A 19,280-nucleotide genomic window follows, 5' to 3' on the forward strand; every position below is an offset into this window, starting at 1 on the left:
AGGTGGCCGCCATACGATGAACGCAGCAAGGGGAGTACTCCCGTCGCGATGCATCCGTCATCACGAGGCCACCGCTGGTCTCCGGGTGCACCGGTCCGGTTCGGGCGGAGGAGACCTTGACGTCGCAGCCTCGCGCTGCCCGTCGAAGGGTGTTCCCGTGGTCTCTTTCTCCCGTCTTTTCGATCTCGCGTCGAAGGCCGTCGACAAGGCATCGTCGTCCTCGTCGTCGCAGCGTCCTCCGGCCGCGGGCAGTGGCAAAGACTGGCGCGACATGGTGCGCTCCGCAGCGGATGCCGTCACCGGCGACCGTCGCACGGGTGCGGCGGCCACTCCGCCTGCCGTCCCGCCGACCGGTCGCGCGGGCTCGCCCGCCGGCCCGGCCGGGCGTTACGCCCCTCCCGCGGCATCCCGTGCGTCGTCAACCCTCTCGGGCGAGGACCGCGGCGCGATCGCGCGGTACGACTACCTCCTGCGAACCGCCGATCCCGACCGGATCGAGCAGATGCACCGCGAAGCCTTCGAACGCCTGACGCCGACGCAGCGCGCACACGTGCAGGAGCGGATGAACGCTGACCTCGCGCCCCACGAGCGTCCGCGCTCTGACAGACCCGAAGAGCTCGCTCGAACCGCTGCGCGCGCGGAGGCGGCGCGACCCGGACGCATGTCGACGCTGCTCGCTCGCGCTGGTCGGGGCGGTCTGATCGGGGCCGGCGTCGTCGGCGCCGGGGGACTCCTCGCTGCCGTCGCGGGTGGTGCCATCGTGAGCGCCGTGGCGGGGCCCCTGCTCGCGCAGGCCGGACAGATGGGTGTCGACTTCGCGGGACTGGCCGAGGGGGTCGACCTCGAGGGGCTGGCATCCGGTGTCGATCTCGCGAGCCTCGCCGAGGGTGTCGACGTGGGCGCCGCGGGCGAGTGGGCCGGCGGCGCCGCCGAATGGGCCGGCGGCGCGCAGGATGCCGTGTCGGGCGCGGGCGATCGCATCAGCGGTTTCGGCGACAGCCTGTCAAATTTCGACCTTCCCGGCTTCGGCGACTTCCTCGGTCGCTAGGCGTACCGGTCGCCGCGGTGCGGGCGGGCTCGGAACCGCCGCACCGGCGTCGACCGTGCGAGGGCCGGGCCCGTGCACGGCCGACCCAGCCTCCCCGCCGCCACAGCCGCGACCGCGGGCTGCGTCGGACCTGCCGCTCCGGCGCAACAGCCGGCGCGGTTCGGCGACGGGAGCCGCGTCGTCGAGTGCCGGGCGTCGCCGCTACCTGCGTTCGCTGTCGGGCGTCGCCGCGACCTGCGTTCGCCGTGGCGCCACCGGCAGCGTCTCTGGACTGTCTCAGCGGACGGCGCACACCGTGTTACTCCGTGGCGCGCACCGGCAGCCCGGTGTCGGGGCGGCCGTTCTGCTGCGGACCGATCCCGCGAGGCTCAAAGGTATTGACCATGGCGTACGCGGCGCGCTCGAGGTAGTCCCACAGCGGTGCCTCGAACGCGGGCGGCAGGGCGATCTCGTCGACGGCCGCGCGCATGTGTCCGAGCCAACGGTCCCGCGCATCGGGGTCGACGTGGAACGGCATGTGCCGCATGCGCAGACGGGGGTGGCCGCGCGTCTCGCCGTAGATGGGGGGACCGCCCCAGTACTGCGCCAGGAACAGCGTCAGCCGCTCCGCGGCGGGACCCAGGTCTTCTTCGGGGTACATCGGCTTGAGCACCTCGTCGGACGCGACGCCGCGGTAGAACACGTCGACGAGGCGGCGGAAGGTGTCCATCCCCCCGACCTGGTCGTAGAAGCTGACGGGTTCGGTCATCTCGTGCCTTCTTCGTCGGCGCGGACGGCCGGGGGCGTGGGCTTGGGAGTGTCGGCGCCCGGCAGATCCAGCGTGGTCGTAGGTGCCGCGTCGTGCACCGTCTTCTTCTTCGCCACGGGTGCGGACGCATCGTCGTCGGCGGCGGGGGCGAGGGGCTTGCTGCGTCGGCGCGGCTTCCAGACCGGGCGTGCGTCGCCCGGCGAGACGGGCGTCTCCTTCGTCTTGGGCGGCTGGGCGCCGCGCACGCTCTGCGCTCCCTCGGCCCCCGTGAGCACGATCGAGTTCAGGTGAGGGAGCGCGATCCCGATCTCGTCGATGGCGCGCTTGAGGCGGGCGCGCAGCTCGCGGGCGACGTCGTCCTTCGCGCTCGAGCGCGTCTTCATCACCAGGCGGATGACGATCGCGTCACCGCCGATGGATTCGAGGCCCCAGATCTCGGGTTGCTCGATGATGCGCGAGCGCCACTTGTCCTCTTTCGCCATCGTCTTCGCCGCCCTCATCATCGCCTTCTCGACGACGTCGAGGTCGGCATCCACGGGGACGGCGAGATCGATGATGACGCGCGACCAGCCCTGCGACATGTTGCCGATGCGGGTGATCTCACCATTGCGGACGTACCAGAGCGTGCCATTGACGTCGCGCACGTGCGTGATGCGCACGCTGACGAACTCGACGATTCCGGTCGCGAGACCCAAATCCACCACGTCGCCGATACCGATCTGGTCTTCGGCGACGATGAAGATGCCGTTGAGCACGTCTTTGACGATGTTCTGCGCACCGAATCCGAGGCCCGCGCCGATCGCGGCGGTCAGCAGCGTCAGCGACGCGAGGGCGTCGGGCGCGACGATGCCGGCGATCCACACCAGAGCGACGATCACGAGGATGACGTTGACGATGTTCTGCAGGATCGTGCCGAGCGTGCGCGTGCGTTGCACGAGACGGACGGCGCTGAGCGGAGAGCGGTCGAGCGCCTGTGTGTCGTCGACACGGGCCTTGCTCTTCGCGCCGTTGACGATGCGGTCGACGACGCGGCGGATGATGACACGCAGGATCCACGCGGCGACGGCGATCCCGATGACGATGCCGAGGACGCGCAGCAGCACGCCGCCGAAGCCGAGCAACTGACCGCCGATCCAGGTCCAGGTGTCGAGGTCGGCCAGTTGGGCGGGCGAGGTGATCGAGGGCGAGGGGGTGGGTTCGGGGTTTTCGGCGAGAACGAACATCGGACTCAGACTAACGACGGATGCCTCGGCGCCGGCTGAGCGTCGAGGCATCCGTCGGGTGGGACGGGTGGGGAGGAGGGGTCAGGCGTCGCGCGAGCGCAGGGTGGCCCAGCCCAGCGCGAGGGGCGCCACCGCCCACGCGGTCAGGGCGATCGCCGCTCCCGTCACATCGGTGGCACCCGCCGTGATCAGGGTGGTGGCCGCGTTCGAGGGCAGATAGTCGACGGACTGGTAGATCCACGCCCAGCGGTCTCCCGCCATGGCGAACAGGCTCATCACGATCGGCAGGACGAACAGGATGCCGACCGTCGCGGCGATCGCCCCGGCACCGTTTCGGATGAGGAAGCCGAAGCCCAGTCCGAGGAGCGTGAAGGCGACCATCGAGGCCACACCGAACAGCAGCGGCAGGAGCGACGACGACGGCTCCGACCAGTCCATTCCCCCCGACACCAGGGGTGCGGCGACCAGGGCCGCCGCGATGTAGGTGAAGACCGTCGTCGCCGCCATGAGCAGCGAGATGACGAGGGCCTTTGCGAGCACGACGGCGCCGCGGCGGGGTTCGGCGGTGAGGGTGGAGCGGATCATGCCGGTGGAGTACTCGCCGGTGATCATGATCGCGCCGAAGATGCCGGCCACCAGCATCGTGAACTGGATGGGCGCCACGAGGATCATCACGGGGGAGAACATGCCTCCGTTGTCGCTCGAGGCCAGTGCGAGCAGGAACGAGATGCTCAGCGACAGCGCCGCGGTGAGTCCGAGCGACCACCAGGTGGAGCGCAGCGTGAGGATCTTGATGGTCTCGCTGCGCAGCAGGTGGGCGAACGTGAGGCGGTGCGGGTGGGCGTGCGTGGCGCGCCGGGGCGCCGAGGCGAGGGCGGTCATGCGATCTCCTTGGTCTTGTACTCGATCGAGTCGTCGGTCAGGGCGAGGTAGGCGTCTTCGAGGGAGCCGGTGCGCGGCGTCAGCTCGTACAGCGGGATGCCATGACGGGCGGCGACGTCGCCGATGGTCTGGGGTGTGACCCCGGTGATCTGCGCTGCGCCGGGCTCGAGACCGGCGATGGTGGCATCCGGGATCTGAAGGGCCGCGACGAGGTCGGACAGTCGAGGTGAGCGCACGAGGAGCGTCGTCGTGGTCCACGAACGGACGAGCTCCGAGAGGGGCGCGTCGGCGAGCACACGTCCGCGGCCGAGCACGATGACATGGTCGGCGGTCAGCGACATCTCGCTCATCAGGTGGCTCGACAGCAGCACGGTGCGCCCTTCGGCGGCGAGGTGACGGACGAACTGGCGCACCCACCGCACCCCCTCGGGGTCGAGACCGTTCACCGGTTCGTCGAGCACGAGGGTGTGCGGGTCGCCGAGAAGCGCCGACGCGATCCCGAGACGCTGGCCCATTCCGAGCGAGAACTTGCCGGCGCGTTTCCCCGCGACGGAGCCGATTCCCGTGAGTTCGATCACCTCGTCGACACGCGCTCGGCCGATGCCGTGCGTCGCGGCGAGGGCGCGGAGGTGGTCGCGGGCCGAGCGTCCGGTGTGCACGGCCTTGGCATCCAGCAACACGCCGACCTCGGTGAGGGGGGAGCGCAGTCGGCGGTAGTCCTGTCCGCCGACGGTGACCGAACCGGCCGTGGGTCGATCGAGCCCGACGATCATGCGCATCGTCGTCGACTTGCCCGCGCCGTTGGGGCCGAGGAAGCCGGTCACCCGGCCCGGGGCGACGGTGAACGAGACGCCGTCGACCGCGGTCTTGGCGCCGAATCTCTTGGTGAGGTTGTCTGCAACGATCATGCTTCCACGCTAGGAAGCGGAGCTCACTCGATCGTCCTCCGCGGGGATGATCTGCCGCATCGCGAGGATGATCCGAAACGACGGATGCCCCCTCCCGGAGGGGGAGGGGGCATCCGTCAGGGGTGTCTACTGCGCGTCGCGCTCCTGCACCGCGAGGGCACGCTCGACGCCGGCGAGGTTCTCACCGACGAGACGGCGCAGCGCGGGCGCGGCGTCCTTGTGCTGCGACAACCACGCGCGCGTCGCGTCGCGCAGCGCGGTGTTCGCGAGCCCGGCGGGGTAGAGCCCCACGATCAGGTACTGCGCGATCTGATAGCTGCGCGACTCCCAGACGGGCAGCAGCATCGCGAAGTACGGCTCGACGAAGTCGACGAGTGCATCGACGGTGGCGGGGTGCGTGAAGCCGGCGGCGGTGGCGCGCACGATCGTGTTCGGCGCGTCGGCCGAATCGATCAGCGAGCTCCACGCCTTCTGCTTCGCGTCGCGCGAGGGGAGGGCCGCCAGCGCGGTCGCTGCGAACTCGCCGCCCTTGGCGGTGTTGTCGGCGTCGCGTGCGGCCTGGATGTCGGCCTCTGTCGCAGCCCCCGCGGCGGCGAGCGAGATGAGCAGCTGCCACGACAGGTCGGTGTCGATCTCGAGGCCGTCGAGTGCGATCGAGCCGTCGCGGAGAGCCTTCACCGTCTCGGCGTGCGCCGGGGTGGAGGCCGCGGACGCGAAGGCCGTGACGAACTGCAGCTGGCTGTCGCTGCCGGCCTCCGCCGACTGGGCGAGGTCCCACAGACCGTCGGCGACGCGCTGACGCGCCTCGTCACGGGTGGCGGGGGCGACGTAGGAGTTCGCCGCGAGCTGCAGCTGAGCCAGGGTGGTGCGCACGGTGGTCGACTCGGTCTCGGAACCGATGTTGCGCAGCACGAGGTCGAGGTAGTCGGTCGCCGAGGCCTCGGCATCCCGGGTCTGATCCCATGCCGCGCCCCACACGAGCGAGCGGGCGAGGGGGTCGGAGATGTCCTTGAGGTGGGCGATGGCCGTCGCCAGCGACCGCTTGTCGAGACGGATCTTCGCGTAGGCGAGGTCGTCGTCGTTGAGCAGCACCAGGTCGGGGCGACGGATGCCGCGCAGTTCGGCGACCTCGGTGCGGTCGCCGTCGACGTCGAGCTCGACCCGATGCACGCGCTCGAGAGCGCCGGCGTCGGTCAGCGCGTAGAAGCCGATGCCCAGGCGGTGCGGGCGGATCGTGGGGTAGTCGCTCGGCGCGGTCTGCACGATCGCGAAGCGCGAGATGGTGCCGTCGGAGCCCTCCTCGATCAGCGGCGTCAGGGTGTTCACGCCCGCGGTCTCGAGCCACTTCTTCGCCCAGTCGCCCAGGTCGCGGCCACTGGTGGTCTCGAGCTCGGTGAGCAGATCGCCGACCTCGGTGTTCGACCACTGGTGCTTCTGGAAGTACGCGGCGACGCCGGCGAAGAACTGCTCGATACCGACCCATGCGGCCAGCTGCTTGAGCACCGATCCGCCCTTGGCATAGGTGATGCCGTCGAAGTTGACCTGCACGTCTTCGAGGTCGTTGATCTCGGCGACGACCGGGTGGGTCGAGGGCAGCTGGTCCTGGCGGTACGCCCAGGTCTTCTCCATCGCGTTGAAGGTCGTCCATGCCGCGTGCCACTCGGTGGCCTCGGCCGTGGCGATCGTGGAGGCCCACTCGGCGAACGACTCGTTCAGCCACAGGTCGTTCCACCACTTCATGGTGACGAGGTCGCCGAACCACATGTGCGCCAGCTCGTGCAGGATCGTCACGACGCGGCGTTCCTTCACCGCATCTGTCACCTTGCTCCGGAACACGTAGGTCTCGGTGAACGTCACCGCACCGGCATTCTCCATGGCGCCCGCGTTGAACTCGGGCACGAAGAGCTGGTCGTACTTGGCGAAGGGGTAGGGGAAGCCGAACTTCTCCTCGAAGTACGTGAAGCCCTGGCGGGTCTTGTCGAACACGTAGTCGGCGTCGAGGTACTGCCACAGGCTCTTGCGGGCGAACACGCCGAGGGGGATGACGCGGCCGTCGGCGCTCGTCAGCTCGCTGTACGTGGCCTCGTAGGGGCCGGCGACGAGCGCGGTGATGTAGGAGGAGATGCGCGGGGTCGCGGGGAAGTCCCAGCGCGCGGAGTCGTCGGAGACGGTGACGGGCTCGGGCGTGGGGGAGTTGGAGACGACCTTCCACCGCGCGGGAGCCGTCACCGAGAAGGTGAACTCCGCCTTGAGATCGGGCTGCTCGAACACCGTGTACATGCGACGGGAATCGGGCACCTCGAACTGCGAGTAGAGGTAGACCTCGCCGTCGACGGGGTCGACGAAGCGGTGCAGGCCCTCACCGGTGTTGGTGTATTCGCAGTCGGCCTCGACGACGAGCTCGTTCTCGGCCGCGAGATCGTCGAGCGCGATACGCGAGTCGGCGAAGACGACGGACGGGTCGAGGGAGCGACCGTTCAGCGTCACGGAGTGGACCGTGCGCGCGATGAGGTCGATGAACGTCGACGCGCCCTCGGTCGCGGCGAAGGTCACGACCGTGCGCGAGGAGAACACCTCGTCTCCGCGGGTGAGGTCGAGCTGCACGTCGTAAGCGCGCGTGTCGACGATCGCGCGACGCTCCTGCGCTTCGATGCGGGTGAGGTTCTCTCCTGGCACTGGCGTTCTCCCGGGGATGAGGGCGGAATCGACGCGATCGAGCGCGGACGCGGGTGACGACGAGCGCCGTCGGCGACGATGACAACCAGATAAGCCTAGTCACGAGACAACCCGCGTCCGGCCGTCCCGGGCAGGTGGGAGGATTGCACTGTGAGCACGACCGACACGGACACCAACGCTGAGACCGTCCTCTACGCCTCGCGCGCCGCGGCATCCGGACCCAAGTGGGTCGAGACGCCCGTCGCCTACGACGGCATCCTCCTCGCCGGATTCGGCGGACCGGAGGGCCAGGACGACGTCATCCCCTTCTTGCGCAACGTTACGCGCGGACGCGGGATCCCCGACGAGCGCCTCGAAGAGGTGGCCCACCACTACCGCCACTTCGGTGGGGTGAGTCCGATCAACCAGCACAACCGCGAGCTGAAGGCCGCTCTCGAGGCGGAGATCGCGAAGCGGGGCCTGGGCCTGCCTGTGTATTGGGGCAACCGCAACTGGGAGCCCTACCTCGAAGAGGCCGTGACCGAAGCGGCCGAGGCGGGTGACACGACCCTCATCGCGATCGCGACGAGCGCCTACAGCTCGTTCTCGAGCTGCCGGCAGTACCGCGAGGATTACGCCCGTGTTCTCGAGTCCACCGGGCTCGGCGAGACGGTGACCATCGACAAGGTGCGCCAGTTCTTCGATCACCCCGGCTTCGTGACGACGTTCGTCCGGGGAGTGACGGATGCCGTGTCGGCGTACGTCGCGGAGGGTATCGCGCCCGAGAAGATCCGGGTGCTCTTCTCCACCCACTCCATCCCGACCGCCGACGCCGAGCGCTCCGGCCCCCGCGACGTCGACTTCGGCGAGGGCGGTGCGTACGCCGCACAGCACAAGGCCGTCGCCGCGTTCGTCATGGCCGAGGTCGCCGCCGCCGTCGCCGACGTCGAGTGGGAACTGGTCTACCAGTCGCGCTCCGGCCCGCCCACCCAGCCGTGGCTCGAGCCGGACGTCAACGACGTCATCGCCGAGCTGCCCGGCCGCGGCGCGGAGGCCGTGGTGATCGTGCCCCTGGGGTTCGTCAGCGACCACATGGAAGTTCTCTGGGACCTCGACACCGAGGCGATGGAGGCCGCGGAGGAAGCGGGGATCAAGGCGGTTCGCACGCCGACCCCCGGCATCGACCCCGCCTACGTCTCGGGGCTCATCGACCTCGTGGAGGAGCGCCTGAAGGGCACGCCGAAGGCCGAGCGTCCGTCTCTCACCGACCTCGGCCCCTGGTACGACGTGTGCCGACCCGGATGCTGCGAGAACATCCGTGCGGGCTTCAAGCCGGTGGCCGCGGGTCTTCGTCCCTGAGGTTCTCGACGCCGCTCGTTCCCGTGGAGGGGGCGGGCGGCGTCGCCGTTTCCGCCCCGCGATGTCGGGCCTTTTCAATAGGATTCCCTCATGCGCATCCACATCGGCACCGATCACGCCGGTCTCGAATTCTCCACCCAGATCCAGCACCACCTCGCCTCGCAGGGGCACGAGGTGATCGACCACGGACCCGTCGAGTACGACCCGGTCGACGACTACCCCTCCTTCTGCATCCGCGCGGCGCAGGCGGTCGTGCGCGACCAGGCGCAGGGCGTCGAAGCCCTCGGAGTGGTGTTCGGCGGTTCGGGCAACGGCGAGCAGATCGCCGCCAACAAGGTGCTGGGCGTGCGCGCGGCCCTCGTGTGGAACATCTCCACGGCCGAGCTCGCCCGCGAGCACAACGACGCGAACGTCATCTCGATCGGCGCGCGCCAGCACTCCTTCGAAGAGGCGAGCTCCTTCATCGATCGCTTCATCGCCACCCCCTTCTCCGGCGAGGAGCGCCACGCGCGTCGGATCGGGCAGCTCGCGGCGTTCGAGCAGGACGGCGTGCTCCTGCCCGATCCCCGCGCCGGTGCGTCCGAGAACATCGTGACCGACGCCAGCGACTCGTTCGACCCCGAGGCAGGCTGATGCCCGAAGGGCATTCCGTCCACCGCATCGCCCGGCAGTTCGAGCGGAACATCGTGGGCCGTACGGTCGCGGCATCCAGTCCCCAGGGCCGTTTCGTGGAGGGCGCCGAGGTCATCGACGGGCGCGAGGCGCTCGAGGTGCGGGCCGTGGCCAAGCAGATGTTCCTGCGCTTCGACGGCGACGTCTGGCTGCGCGTGCACCTGGGCATGTACGGCGCCTGGGACTTCTCGGGCGACGTATCGGTCGACGCGACGATCGCGTCGTCGAACGGGCGCATGGGGCAGACGAACCAGCGCGGCACGGTCGTCGACGACGCGATCATGGACGCCGCCGGCGAGAACTCCCTCAGCTCGATCGGTGCCCCGCGGCGCACGCGCGTGCGCATGTCCGAGCAGACGACGGGACTCGAGGAGCAGTCGGAGTGGCCCCCGCCGCCGGTGGGCGCGGTACGCCTCCGCCTGCTCACCGAAACGACCTGCGCCGACCTGCGCGGACCGACCGCCTGCGTGTTGCAGACGCCCGACGAGGTGCAGGCCACGATCGCCAAGCTCGGACCCGATCCCCTGGTCGACGACCTCGCAGAGGGCGAGGAGCGCTTCACCGCCACGGTGAAGAAGAAGCCGACGCCCATCGGTCTGCTGCTGATGGACCAGGCGGTCGTCAGCGGGATCGGCAACGTCTATCGCGCAGAGATCCTCTTCCGTGCGCGGCAGAACCCCCACACCCCCGGTCGGGACGTGCCCGAAGAGGTCGTGCGCGGCATGTGGCGCGACTGGGCGCGGCTGCTGCCCATCGGGGTCGAGACCGGGCAGATGATGACGATGGACGACCTCGACCCCGCGGCCTATCGACGGGCCATGGCGCGCCGCGCCGATCGGCACTGGGTCTACCACCGCGAGGGTCTGCCGTGCCGGGTCTGCGGAACGTCGATCGTCATGGAAGAAGCGGCAGGGCGGAAGTTGTACTGGTGCCCGAACTGTCAGGCGTGACCGCCTCTCCGCGCGGAGGCGGCTGAGCCTGTCGAGACCGTCGGCGTCCTAGGCTGATCCGGTGCGTCAGAACCCCAGCTTCGCGATGACCGACGTCGGTGAGATCCGACGCCTGATCGACCGTCACCCGTGGGTCACCCTCGTCAGTCAGACCGACGACGGTCTCGTCGCCTCGCACTACGCGGTGATGCTCGACGAAGACCGCGACGACCTCACCATCGTCGGTCACGTCGGCAAACCCGACGACGCGATCCTCGGTCTCGGCGAGAACGAACTGCTCGTCGTCGTCCAGGGGCCGCACGGCTACATCACGCCACGGTGGTACGGCGACGTCCCCGCGGTGCCGACGTGGAACTTCGTCTCGGCTCACCTCTCCGGCATCCCGGAACTGCTGGCGCCCGAGGAGAACGTGCGCGTGCTCGAACGGCTCGTGGCGCGCTTCGAAGGCGACGGCGCCGACGCGCGTGGCCTCTACGCGCTGCCCAACGATGCCGCGTTCGTCGAGCGACTCGAGCGGGGCACGGTCGGGTTCCGGCTGACGCCGACGCGGGTCACGGCGAAGAGGAAGCTGAGCCAGAACAAGAGCGCTGAGGTGGTCGAGACGGTCATCGCGGGCCTCTCCGGGCACAATGTGGAGCTCGCCGCCGAGATGCGTCGGGCCGCAGATGCGCGGGTGCGCCCGTGATCGGCGAGAACGCGGGGTTCCTCCGCGCCGTGCGGGTCGCCGGCCCCGGCAGGGAGTTCCTCCCCACCGATGAGCCGGTCGACATCGTCATCGCGGGCGGTCGCATCGCCGACATCGCACCGACCGGCAACCTGCGCCCCACCGGTCTCGTCATCGACGGCGAGGGCGGCTGGTTGCTTCCCGGGCTCTGGGATCATCACGTCCACGCGCTTCAGTGGGCGCTGGTCGCCGATCGTGTGCCCCTCGCCGACGTCTCGTCCGCACGCGAGGCGGCCGCCGTCATGGGCGCCGCTGCGGTGAGCGACGGATGCCGGGTCGGCGTCGGATTCCGCGACGGTCTCTGGTCCGACGCGCCCAGCCTGGAGCTGCTGGATGCCGCCACCGGTGTCATCCCGACGTACCTCGTCAACGCCGACGTGCACAGCGTCTGGCTCAACTCCGCCGCCTTCCGCCGCGAGGGCTTCGCGCCCGTGGCATCCGGGATGCTGCGAGAGGAGGACGCCTTCGAGATCTCACGGCGCCTCAACGCCGTCGATCCCGACGTCGCCGACCGGGCTGTGGAGCGCATGGCCCGTGCGGCCGCCGCCCGCGGGATCGTGGGCATGGTCGATCTCGACATGACCTGGAACGACGGCCCGTGGCAGCGGCGAGCGGCCCGTGGCTTCGACACGGTGCGCGTGTCGTACGGCACCTATCCGCAGCACCTGGATCGGGCCATCGCCGAGGGGTTGCGAACGGGCGACCCCGTGCGCGGCGCGGTCGACGATCTGATCCGCGTCGGACCGTTGAAGGCCATCACCGACGGATCGCTCGGCACCCGCACGGCCGCATGCGCTCACCACTACCCGGGAGACCCCGACAACCACGGCCTGCTGACCGTGCCGCCCGGCGAACTCCTCGAGATGATGACGCGGGCGACGGCGGCGGGCCTGGAGTGCGCCATCCACGCCATCGGCGACGTCGCCAACAGTCACGCCCTCGACGCCTATGCGCGCAGCGGTGCCGTCGGCACCATCGAGCATGCGCAGCTCGTCGCCCACGCGGACATCCCACGCTTCGCGCGACTGGGCGTGGCCGCGAGCGTTCAGCCCGAACACGCGCTGGACGACCGGGACATGACGGATGCCATCTGGGTGGAGCAGTCCGCGCAGCCGTACCCCCTGCGGGCCCTCGTCGACAGCGGGGCGAACGTGCGGTTCGGCTCCGACGCCCCCGTGGCGCCGCTCGACCCGTGGGCGGCCATGGCGTCGGCGGTGTACCGCACGCGCGACGGGCGCGACGCATGGCAGCCGCACCAGCGGGTGGACATCGACACGGCCATCGCGGCATCCACCGTCGGGGGGACGACGGCGCCGGCGGAGATCTCACCCGGCGCGACGGCGGATCTCATCGTCGTCGGGGCAGACCCGCTGACCGCCGACGAACGGGGTCTGCGCGCCATGCCGGTGCTCGCCACGCTGATCGCCGGCCGGATCACGCACGGCGGATGAGCCCCGCGCGTGAGGGGTCGAGAAGTGTCGCCTCAGCACCCGATCGGCGACACAGACCGACCCCTCACGCGATCGTCGGCGGGAACGACGAAGGGGGCGGCGCCGAAGCACCGCCCCCTTCGTGGAGAGTCTTACGCAGCGAGGTGCGCGAAGAGGAACCAGCGGTCCTTGTCGAGGCCCCGCTTGATCTCGATCGCGACGTCCTGGCTCGACATGTCGACCTCGTCGAGGCCCTCGATCGCGGCCTCGAGGTCCACGAGCACGGCGTCGATGTCGGAGATGACGGCGCGGATGACGACGTCGGACTGCGCGAAGCCGGCGGGGATCTCGGTGGCCTTGGCCTTGGCGGCGACGGTCGACAGACGTGCGTCGATGGGCAGGCCCAGGGCGACGATCCGCTCCGCGGCCAGGTCGGCCCAGTCCTGCGCGTGGGCGACGACCGTGTCGAGGAGCTCGTGCACGCCGATGAAGTTGGCGCCGCGCACGTGCCAGTGCGCCTGCTTGCCGTTGACGACGAGCGCCTCGAGGCCGATCACGACGGGGGAGAGGAACTGCGCGGTGCCGGCGGCCATGGTCGGGTCGACGGTGGTGGCGGCGGGGGTCTGAACGGTGCTCATTTTTGCTCCTTTGGCGACGTTCGAAGTCTCGATGTACAGAACGCTACTCACTCTGTTCCATTCCGCAAGCAAGATGAGGCTCGGCTAAATGCCTGGTGAATAGGCAATCCTCACCTTTGTTCGCGTGACCTGGATCGAAGGCCGAGCCCGAGGAGGGCCGCCGCCGTGGCGATGACGAGCAGGGCGCGAAGAGGCGAGAGGTCGAGCCCCGTCCGCGACAGGGCGTCGGTCGCGCTCGGGGCGCGGTCGACGACGTCGTCGGTCTCGTCCGTCAGGCTGATCACGGGGGTCACGACGGCATCCGCTCGTCGCGTGTCGTCGTCGGCCGCGGCATCCATCCGAAGGCCCACGGCGACCCGGAGAGTCTCGTCCGGCGGGATGGCCCCGCTCACCCAGCCGGCCCCTGACGCCACGCGCGCGGAATCGACGAGCAGGTGCAGAGCCTCCGCGAAGGCACGATCCGCGGGCTCATCGGTGGAGGGAACCGCATCCAGACGCAGGCCGGCGCGGGCGGGATCGGCACTGGCGTTGCGGATCCAGAGCGTGGCGCTCACCGTCGTCCCCGGCGCGAAGGGCCCGGGGGCGTCGAAGAGCAGGATCGACCCGTCCGCGACGAATCGCACACCGTCGTCGCTGACGAGCAGACGGTCGGGGGGACCCGTCGATGCGCTCGCGGCATCGGGGGAGACCACGGGGGCTCCGGCGATCGCCGCGATCAGCGCGAGCGTCGCGGCGGGTGGGGAGCGTCGCCGCTTCGTCGAGCGCGCGGCGTCGAGGACCAGCAGGACGAGGCCGTATCCCACGACGATCACCCCGACCGCCGCCAGCATCGCGCCCCGCTGCTCACCGCCGAACACGACGCCGGGATAGCCGAGGTACGGGACGGCCAAGACCACCGTTCCGCGCAGCTGCTCTCTCTGGACCGGGGGGTCGTCGGCGTCGTTCGCGTCGCCGCGCGTCAGGAGCAGACGTTCTCCTCCGGTGCTGCGGGAGGTGCCGACGACCCGGTGAGTGACGACCGCGGGTGATCCGGAGCGGATCTGGTACGTGACCACGTCGCCCACCTGGACGCTTTCGAGGGGCGTCGGTCGCACCGCGATCAGGGTTCCCGGCGGCATCCCGGGCTGCATGCTGCCGGTCAGGACCGTATACGTCTGCGCGCCGAGGAGGAGGGGGATGACGACCGCGATGAGAGCGAAGAGCGAGACGGCCGCGAGCAGCGACGTGGCGATGATCCCGCGGACCCGCGCCCACCCGGAACGGACGCGTGCCGTCTCGGCGGCGCGTCGACGATCGCGACGCAGGCTCAGCTCCCCTGGCACCGGACACCTCCCAGGAGGCCGCTGACCACGTTCGCGAGCACGATCGTCTGCGCGTTGCTCGCGGGCGAGGTCCACCCGTCGGCCACTGCGGCGACCGTCACGGTGGTGGAGGAGCCGAACAGGACGTTGCCCAGCAGCGAGAGCAGCAGGGTCCCTGTCACGTCGAACGATGTCGCGGTGGTCGTCTGGGTGGCCTGGCCCGACGCGCCGAACGACAGGCGATAGCTCTTCGCCCCGGGGACGGCCGTCCACGACACGCGCGCGGAGTCGACGAGTCCCAGTGCTCCGGGCACGGTCGTGCAGGAGGTGACGGGAGCGCCCAGCGCTTCGGCGCTCAGGCTGAACGCCGGTGCGGTCGCGGTGACCTGCCACGCCGCCGACGCGGGAGGAGCGGCCAGCGTCGCCACGACGGCAGCGGCGGCGAGCCACCCGGCGAGCGCACGGCGCACGTTCGTCACGACATCACCTGATCGGCGGTGACGGCGAGCGAGGGAGTCAGCGGTGCGCCCTGCAGCGCGGTGGGGGCATTCGCGTTGAGGGTGACGCGCAGGCACAGATCGACCGACTGACCGGGCAGCAGGCCGCCCGGTGGCGCGTACGACCCGCCGGCCGGGATCGTCGTGGCGCTCCCGCAGGCTCCCACGAACACCTGCATGGTGACGAACGGGGCGAAAGCGGCCGACACGGCGGGTGTCGCACTCAGGCGCCACCGCAGGGTGGTGCCCGTCGCGGCGGTCTCGCGCACACGCAGCATCGCGGTGTCAGCGGAACGACCCGGGAACAGCGGCGTCCATCGCGACCAGTCGGAGCCCCACTGGGTCGACAGGTCGAGGGAGCCGGATGCCACGGGTCCCGCCGTCAGCGGCGACTGGTTCCGCCAGAATCCGTGAGCGGCGGCGGTCCCGGTTCCGAGAATCAGGACCGCCGCGAGCAGTCCGGCCCACCTCAGCCGTCGCGAGACGCCGTCGTCGCGCTTCGACATGGCGGACCCGGGTCAGCTGGACGCCTGCGTGAGCGTGAACGCGATGTCGTTGAGGTTGACGCTCTCGTTCGCCCCCACCCGGCCCGTCGTGCCGGGCTTGAAGGAGATCGTGACCGTCGCCGTGGCGGCACCGGTGTTCGCCTGCGTGATCCGGTAGGTGTTCGTGCCCGTGGCGGTTCCGTAACTGCTCACTGTCAAAGCGACGTCGAGGTTGCTGCCGAGAGCGCCCGTCGCGAAGGCGGAACCGACCTCGGCCTTGAGATCGGCGGCGATCGTGTCACCGACGAGCGTGACGTTCAGCGGTTGGGTGAGGGTGAGGACGTCGCCGGGAACGATCCGGACGTTCGTGAGGTTGTTGACGGTCTGCGCGGTGCCCAACACACCCTTGAGCGTCCAGGTGCCGGCGCCCAGCGACAGGTTCAGGTCACCGGACTGGACCGGCCCGGCGGTGAGCGCGGTCTGCGTCGACCAGTAAGCGAACGTTCCGCCGCCGCCGAGCATGAGGGCGGTGCCGGCGGCGATGGCGAGGATGGCCGTTCCCCGGCGGTGACGGCGGACCGGGGGCGGGGCGACCTCGGACGGGGCGGCGGGTTGGGTGATGTGCGACATGGATCCTCCTGGGGCGGTGCGGCTCTTGGTGCGAAACTATGAGTCGGGTGTGAATCCACCGCTACTTATTTCCCTCGCGGGGTACCGACTTTCGCCGCGGCTCGGTAGTGCGCGCCGCGCCTCCGCAGACGCCGCCCGAGCGCTGCGGCTAGCCTCGGCGCATGACGATCGCCGCCGACGCCTCCGTGCTCGCTCTCGCCGACGCCCGCCCCTCGGTACACGACACGGCTTTCGTCGCCTCCGGCGCGCGCGTGGTCGGGAGCGTCACGCTGTCGGCGCATTCCAGCGTCTGGTACAACGCGGTGCTGCGCGGCGACAGCGCCGCCATCGAGATCGGCCCACGCTCGAATCTGCAGGACAACGTCACGGTTCACGTCGATGCCGGGCGACCCGTGCACATCGGGGCCGACGTGTCGGTGGGACACAACGCCGTCGTCCACGGATGCACGATCGGCGACGGCTCGCTGATCGGTATGGGGAGCGTCGTGCTCTCCGGCGCCGAGATCGGACCCGGATGCCTCGTGGCCGGGGGAGCGGTCGTGCTCGAGGGCACGGTGGTGGCGGCCGGATCGCTCGTGGCGGGTGTTCCGGCGAAGGTGAGGCGGGCCCTCACGGACGAGGAGCGCGAGAAGATCCTGCGGAACGCGCAGACCTACCTGGCGCACGGCGGGCGACACCGCGCCGCGATCGTCGCGGGCACCGGCCAGTGATCAGCCCTCGATCGGTTCGGCGTCGTCCCGGGGCGGAGAAAGCACAAGCGGGGACGGGCGAGCGGTATCGACACGATGTCGCGGCTCGCGGTATTCGAGGACGGGGCGCGATGGTTCGTCCCGGCGAACGAGACGCCATGCGATGTGTGGAGGGGCTGACGAGAATCGAACTCGCATCATCTGTTTGGAAGACAGATGAGGTGCCCTTTCAGCAGTGCCTGGACCCGCGTCATTTCGCGAAATAGCGCAGTTCCTTCGCGTCAAACCGTACCCGGTTTGGGCCACGGATTGGCCACGTTTTGGCCACGTCGACCGATAGATTGAGTCCGTGCCCGGAAAGAACGCTGCAACCCTCCTGAACGATTTTTTCCGAGCCGAGCGGAAGTCCTCGTTCGATCCCCGGTCCATACTCCTCGCCGTCATCGAGGTGCAGGAGCATGTGGAGGTCTGGGACAGCGCCGGAGTGGACGTGGAACCCTTCGCGGATGCCCTGCCAATCTGGCGTGCCGAGATCTATCACTATCTCCATCCTGAGACGGGCGGGTTTGCGAACTACGCCGGGAGCGGGAAGCTTTCGAAGAGCGACATCGGCTTGCTGGGTTGGGTTGCCGAGCGGCTGTCTACGGTTTCGCCCGAGTCCACAGAGGAATCTCGTGAGAGCATCCGAGAGATGGTGCAAGCTGCGCGGTCGCTCCTGATTGAGGACGACACCATTCCGGAAAAGCTCCGGCTGCACGTAACGAGGCTTCTGCGCCATGTCGAGGAAGCTCTCGACAACTTCGAGATCACAGGAGACTTCCTGCTTGAAGACGCTGTCGAACGTCTGATCGGCGCGTTGCAGTTCGTCGAAACCTCGTCGAGCAAAGCGTCGAAGTGGTCTGACTTCCGGTCGCAGTTCATCCCCGGTCTCGCCGCTCAGCTCTCGGCTAGCGGAGCGCTCGAAGGCATTGCTCTCGTCGCCGCGAACGTCACCAAGGCTCTGGGAGGGTGAAGCCCCCCACCCTAGATGGATGAGGGGCTGTCGACCGGTCAGCGGCCGTCCGTGTGCTCCGTGTCGGGGTTGAGCTGACGGTTGAGATTCGCCACCTCGGCATTCAACCGCGCGATCTCCTCATCCTTCTTGGACAGCGTCCCGTTCGTCTGACGCTGCACGGTTTCGATCTTCTGCTGCACGCTGTTCAGGCCAGCACCCAGGCCACCGGCCACGACGACCAGACCCAGCAGGGTGAGGAGGAACGTTGTAAAGGTGGCCGTGGCGTCGGGTCGGTGGATCATGATGAACACCGCCCCGGCGATGCCCGCGAGGGTGATAAGTCCGAAGACGATGAATGCGATGTTCTTGTTCATGGCTTGCTCCTGGTAGGGGCGTTTGGGTGATCTATCGGACGTTGCGCCACTGGGAGCCGTCCCAGGAGCGCACGCGGTGCAGACGCCACTGGGAGCCGTCCCAGGCGCGAACCTTGCAGTTGCGGAAGGTGGAGCCGTCCCAGGCGCGGCCACCGGCCAGGGTCTCCAGGGCGATGCCTGCCTCGGGTCCCCATCCGGCAGCGTTACGCGCGCTCACGTAGACGTGGTACACCTGGCCGGGCGTTAGTTGTGGGCCACCGCCACCTCCGGGGTTGGTGTAACCGTTGCTTGCATCGTCGGTCCAGATGACGGGGTTGTTGGTGTTGTTGATCAGGAACCAGCGGGCGCGGAACTGCTCTACCGCTGCGCCCCTGTGGTCGGCTGGACCGTCATAACCCACGCCCGCCGAGACGGGCAGCACGTCGACCACACGGAGGTTCTGGGGCGCGGTGGGTGGCTTCGGGATGCGCGGCGGGGCCTCTTCGGTCGTGTTGGCTCCACCGTCGCCTACGGAGCTGTGGTCGGTGTCGATCCAGGCGGAACAGTAGAAGCTCCCGGCCCAGCCCTCGCCGTCGTGGTAGCGCGAGAAGGTACCGGACCAGAGCACGTGGTACTGCTGGTTGCGTTCGCCGGATGGGATCGAGAAACGGCCACCGACGCCGAAGCCACCGAAGTTGGCTTCCCAGCCCCAGTTCCCGCCCCAGGAGCCGTAACCGTTGCCGTAATAGCGGACCTCGCCGCGGTAATCGGTCCGGTTCGCTCCCCAGTCCTGGCCCGTGCGGGCAACGTCGATCCAGACCTGCTGGTTTCCAGGCCCGTTGAGGTCTCCGAATGCAGATGGCATGTCGTCCTCAGATCGGCTCGAACCAGAGGTGACCGACGACGGGGTTAGCCGGTGCCGATGCGCCTACGTGGATGGCGATGTTGGGTGCGCTGCGCTTGGTGCGTCGCGCGATGATGTCGCGGGTGTTGTTGATCTCGCGCCCGCCGTACTTGACCTTCCCGTCCTCGCCCGTCTGGGGAACGATGGGCAAGCCCTCTGCGGCGGCGTCGTCTCCGATTGCCATGATGTT

At 69.4% G+C, this 19,280-nt stretch carries 21 protein-coding genes; 8 read left to right on the top strand and 13 right to left on the bottom strand.

What is annotated here, in order from left to right; all coding sequences use genetic code 11:
- Positions 1-157: 157 nt before the first annotated feature.
- Positions 158-1,048: a cation-transporting ATPase gene (locus ACTJJP_RS01645; RefSeq protein WP_440773308.1), complete on the top strand. Its 891-nt coding sequence runs from the start codon at positions 158-160 to the stop codon at positions 1,046-1,048.
- 298 nt (positions 1,049-1,346) lie between these two features.
- Here ACTJJP_RS01645 and ACTJJP_RS01650 read toward each other — a convergent pair whose 3' ends face one another.
- The 5 genes from ACTJJP_RS01650 to pepN form a co-directional block, all read right to left on the bottom strand.
- Positions 1,347-1,796, bottom strand: a complete 450-nt coding sequence (locus tag ACTJJP_RS01650) for a globin (protein ID WP_440773309.1) — start codon at positions 1,794-1,796, stop codon at positions 1,347-1,349.
- Positions 1,793-3,019, bottom strand: a complete 1,227-nt coding sequence (locus ACTJJP_RS01655; protein WP_440773310.1) for a mechanosensitive ion channel family protein — start codon at positions 3,017-3,019, stop codon at positions 1,793-1,795. Before ACTJJP_RS01655 ends, ACTJJP_RS01650 begins: the two co-directional genes overlap by 4 nt.
- Before the next feature lie 81 nt (positions 3,020-3,100).
- Positions 3,101-3,901, bottom strand: a complete 801-nt coding sequence (locus ACTJJP_RS01660; protein WP_440773311.1) for an ABC transporter permease — start codon at positions 3,899-3,901, stop codon at positions 3,101-3,103.
- Positions 3,898-4,809, bottom strand: coding sequence for an ABC transporter ATP-binding protein (locus ACTJJP_RS01665; protein ID WP_440773312.1), 912 nt, complete (start codon positions 4,807-4,809; stop codon positions 3,898-3,900). The genes ACTJJP_RS01660 and ACTJJP_RS01665 overlap by 4 nt, the downstream gene beginning before the upstream one ends.
- A 126-nt stretch (positions 4,810-4,935) precedes the next feature.
- Complete coding sequence (gene pepN / locus ACTJJP_RS01670; protein WP_440773313.1) at positions 4,936-7,485, bottom strand: aminopeptidase N; 2,550 nt, start codon at positions 7,483-7,485, stop codon at positions 4,936-4,938.
- Positions 7,486-7,635: 150 nt separating this feature from the next.
- Here pepN and ACTJJP_RS01675 point away from each other — a divergent pair, with 150 nt between their 5' ends.
- The 5 genes from ACTJJP_RS01675 (at position 7,636) to ACTJJP_RS01695 (ending at position 12,620) form a co-directional block, all read left to right on the top strand.
- Positions 7,636-8,823: a ferrochelatase gene (locus tag ACTJJP_RS01675; RefSeq protein ID WP_440773314.1), complete on the top strand. Its 1,188-nt coding sequence runs from the start codon at positions 7,636-7,638 to the stop codon at positions 8,821-8,823.
- A 90-nt stretch (positions 8,824-8,913) separates the two neighbouring features.
- Positions 8,914-9,456: a ribose-5-phosphate isomerase gene (locus ACTJJP_RS01680; protein ID WP_440773315.1), complete on the top strand. Its 543-nt coding sequence runs from the start codon at positions 8,914-8,916 to the stop codon at positions 9,454-9,456.
- Positions 9,456-10,445, top strand: coding sequence for an Fpg/Nei family DNA glycosylase (locus ACTJJP_RS01685; RefSeq protein WP_440773316.1), 990 nt, complete (start codon positions 9,456-9,458; stop codon positions 10,443-10,445). The genes ACTJJP_RS01680 and ACTJJP_RS01685 overlap by 1 nt, the downstream gene beginning before the upstream one ends.
- 61 nt (positions 10,446-10,506) lie before the next feature.
- On the top strand, positions 10,507-11,130 hold the full coding sequence (locus ACTJJP_RS01690) for an FMN-binding negative transcriptional regulator (protein ID WP_440773317.1): 624 nt from the start codon (positions 10,507-10,509) through the stop codon (positions 11,128-11,130).
- Positions 11,127-12,620 carry an amidohydrolase gene (locus ACTJJP_RS01695; protein ID WP_440773318.1) on the top strand — a complete coding sequence of 498 codons (1,494 nt, stop codon included), beginning with the start codon at positions 11,127-11,129 and terminating at the stop codon, positions 12,618-12,620. Before ACTJJP_RS01690 ends, ACTJJP_RS01695 begins: the two co-directional genes overlap by 4 nt.
- Before the next feature lie 131 nt (positions 12,621-12,751).
- On the opposite strand, the gene ACTJJP_RS01700 is transcribed toward ACTJJP_RS01695, so the two are convergent.
- From ACTJJP_RS01700 to ACTJJP_RS01720, 5 genes are all read right to left on the bottom strand, one after another.
- Complete coding sequence (locus ACTJJP_RS01700; RefSeq protein WP_440773319.1) at positions 12,752-13,237, bottom strand: Dps family protein; 486 nt, start codon at positions 13,235-13,237, stop codon at positions 12,752-12,754.
- 110 nt (positions 13,238-13,347) lie between these two features.
- Positions 13,348-14,559, bottom strand: coding sequence for a signal peptidase I (locus ACTJJP_RS01705; protein ID WP_440773320.1), 1,212 nt, complete (start codon positions 14,557-14,559; stop codon positions 13,348-13,350).
- A complete protein-coding gene (locus ACTJJP_RS01710) occupies positions 14,544-15,017 on the bottom strand; it encodes a hypothetical protein (protein WP_440773321.1) in 474 nt (157 codons plus the stop codon). The genes ACTJJP_RS01705 and ACTJJP_RS01710 overlap by 16 nt, the downstream gene beginning before the upstream one ends.
- Positions 15,014-15,541, bottom strand: coding sequence for a hypothetical protein (locus ACTJJP_RS01715; RefSeq protein WP_440773322.1), 528 nt, complete (start codon positions 15,539-15,541; stop codon positions 15,014-15,016). The genes ACTJJP_RS01710 and ACTJJP_RS01715 overlap by 4 nt, the downstream gene beginning before the upstream one ends.
- A 12-nt stretch (positions 15,542-15,553) precedes the next feature.
- Positions 15,554-16,150 (bottom strand): alternate-type signal peptide domain-containing protein, encoded by a 597-nt coding sequence (locus ACTJJP_RS01720; protein ID WP_440773323.1) that lies wholly within the window; start codon positions 16,148-16,150, stop codon positions 15,554-15,556.
- Positions 16,151-16,311: 161 nt separating this feature from the next.
- Between ACTJJP_RS01720 and ACTJJP_RS01725 the strand changes: the two genes are divergently transcribed.
- Positions 16,312-16,860 carry a gamma carbonic anhydrase family protein gene (locus ACTJJP_RS01725; RefSeq protein ID WP_440773324.1) on the top strand — a complete coding sequence of 183 codons (549 nt, stop codon included), beginning with the start codon at positions 16,312-16,314 and terminating at the stop codon, positions 16,858-16,860.
- 328 nt (positions 16,861-17,188) lie between these two features.
- Positions 17,189-17,851: a hypothetical protein gene (locus ACTJJP_RS01730; protein ID WP_440773325.1), complete on the top strand. Its 663-nt coding sequence runs from the start codon at positions 17,189-17,191 to the stop codon at positions 17,849-17,851.
- 38 nt (positions 17,852-17,889) lie between these two features.
- Here the strand turns inward: ACTJJP_RS01730 and ACTJJP_RS01735 are convergent, their stop codons facing one another.
- From ACTJJP_RS01735 to ACTJJP_RS01745, 3 genes are read right to left on the bottom strand one after another with little or no spacing between them, the layout of a single operon-like run.
- Positions 17,890-18,207 (bottom strand): hypothetical protein, encoded by a 318-nt coding sequence (locus tag ACTJJP_RS01735; protein ID WP_440773326.1) that lies wholly within the window; start codon positions 18,205-18,207, stop codon positions 17,890-17,892.
- A gap of 31 nt (positions 18,208-18,238) precedes the next feature.
- On the bottom strand, positions 18,239-19,051 hold the full coding sequence (locus ACTJJP_RS01740; protein ID WP_440773327.1) for a hypothetical protein: 813 nt from the start codon (positions 19,049-19,051) through the stop codon (positions 18,239-18,241).
- Between the two features lie 7 nt (positions 19,052-19,058).
- Positions 19,059-19,274, bottom strand: a complete 216-nt coding sequence (locus ACTJJP_RS01745; RefSeq protein WP_440773328.1) for a hypothetical protein — start codon at positions 19,272-19,274, stop codon at positions 19,059-19,061.
- Positions 19,275-19,280: the final 6 nt, after the last annotated feature.

The sequence above is a fragment of the Microbacterium sp. 22296 genome, from assembly GCF_052045385.1.
Taxonomy (GTDB): Bacteria; Actinomycetota; Actinomycetes; order Actinomycetales; family Microbacteriaceae; genus Microbacterium.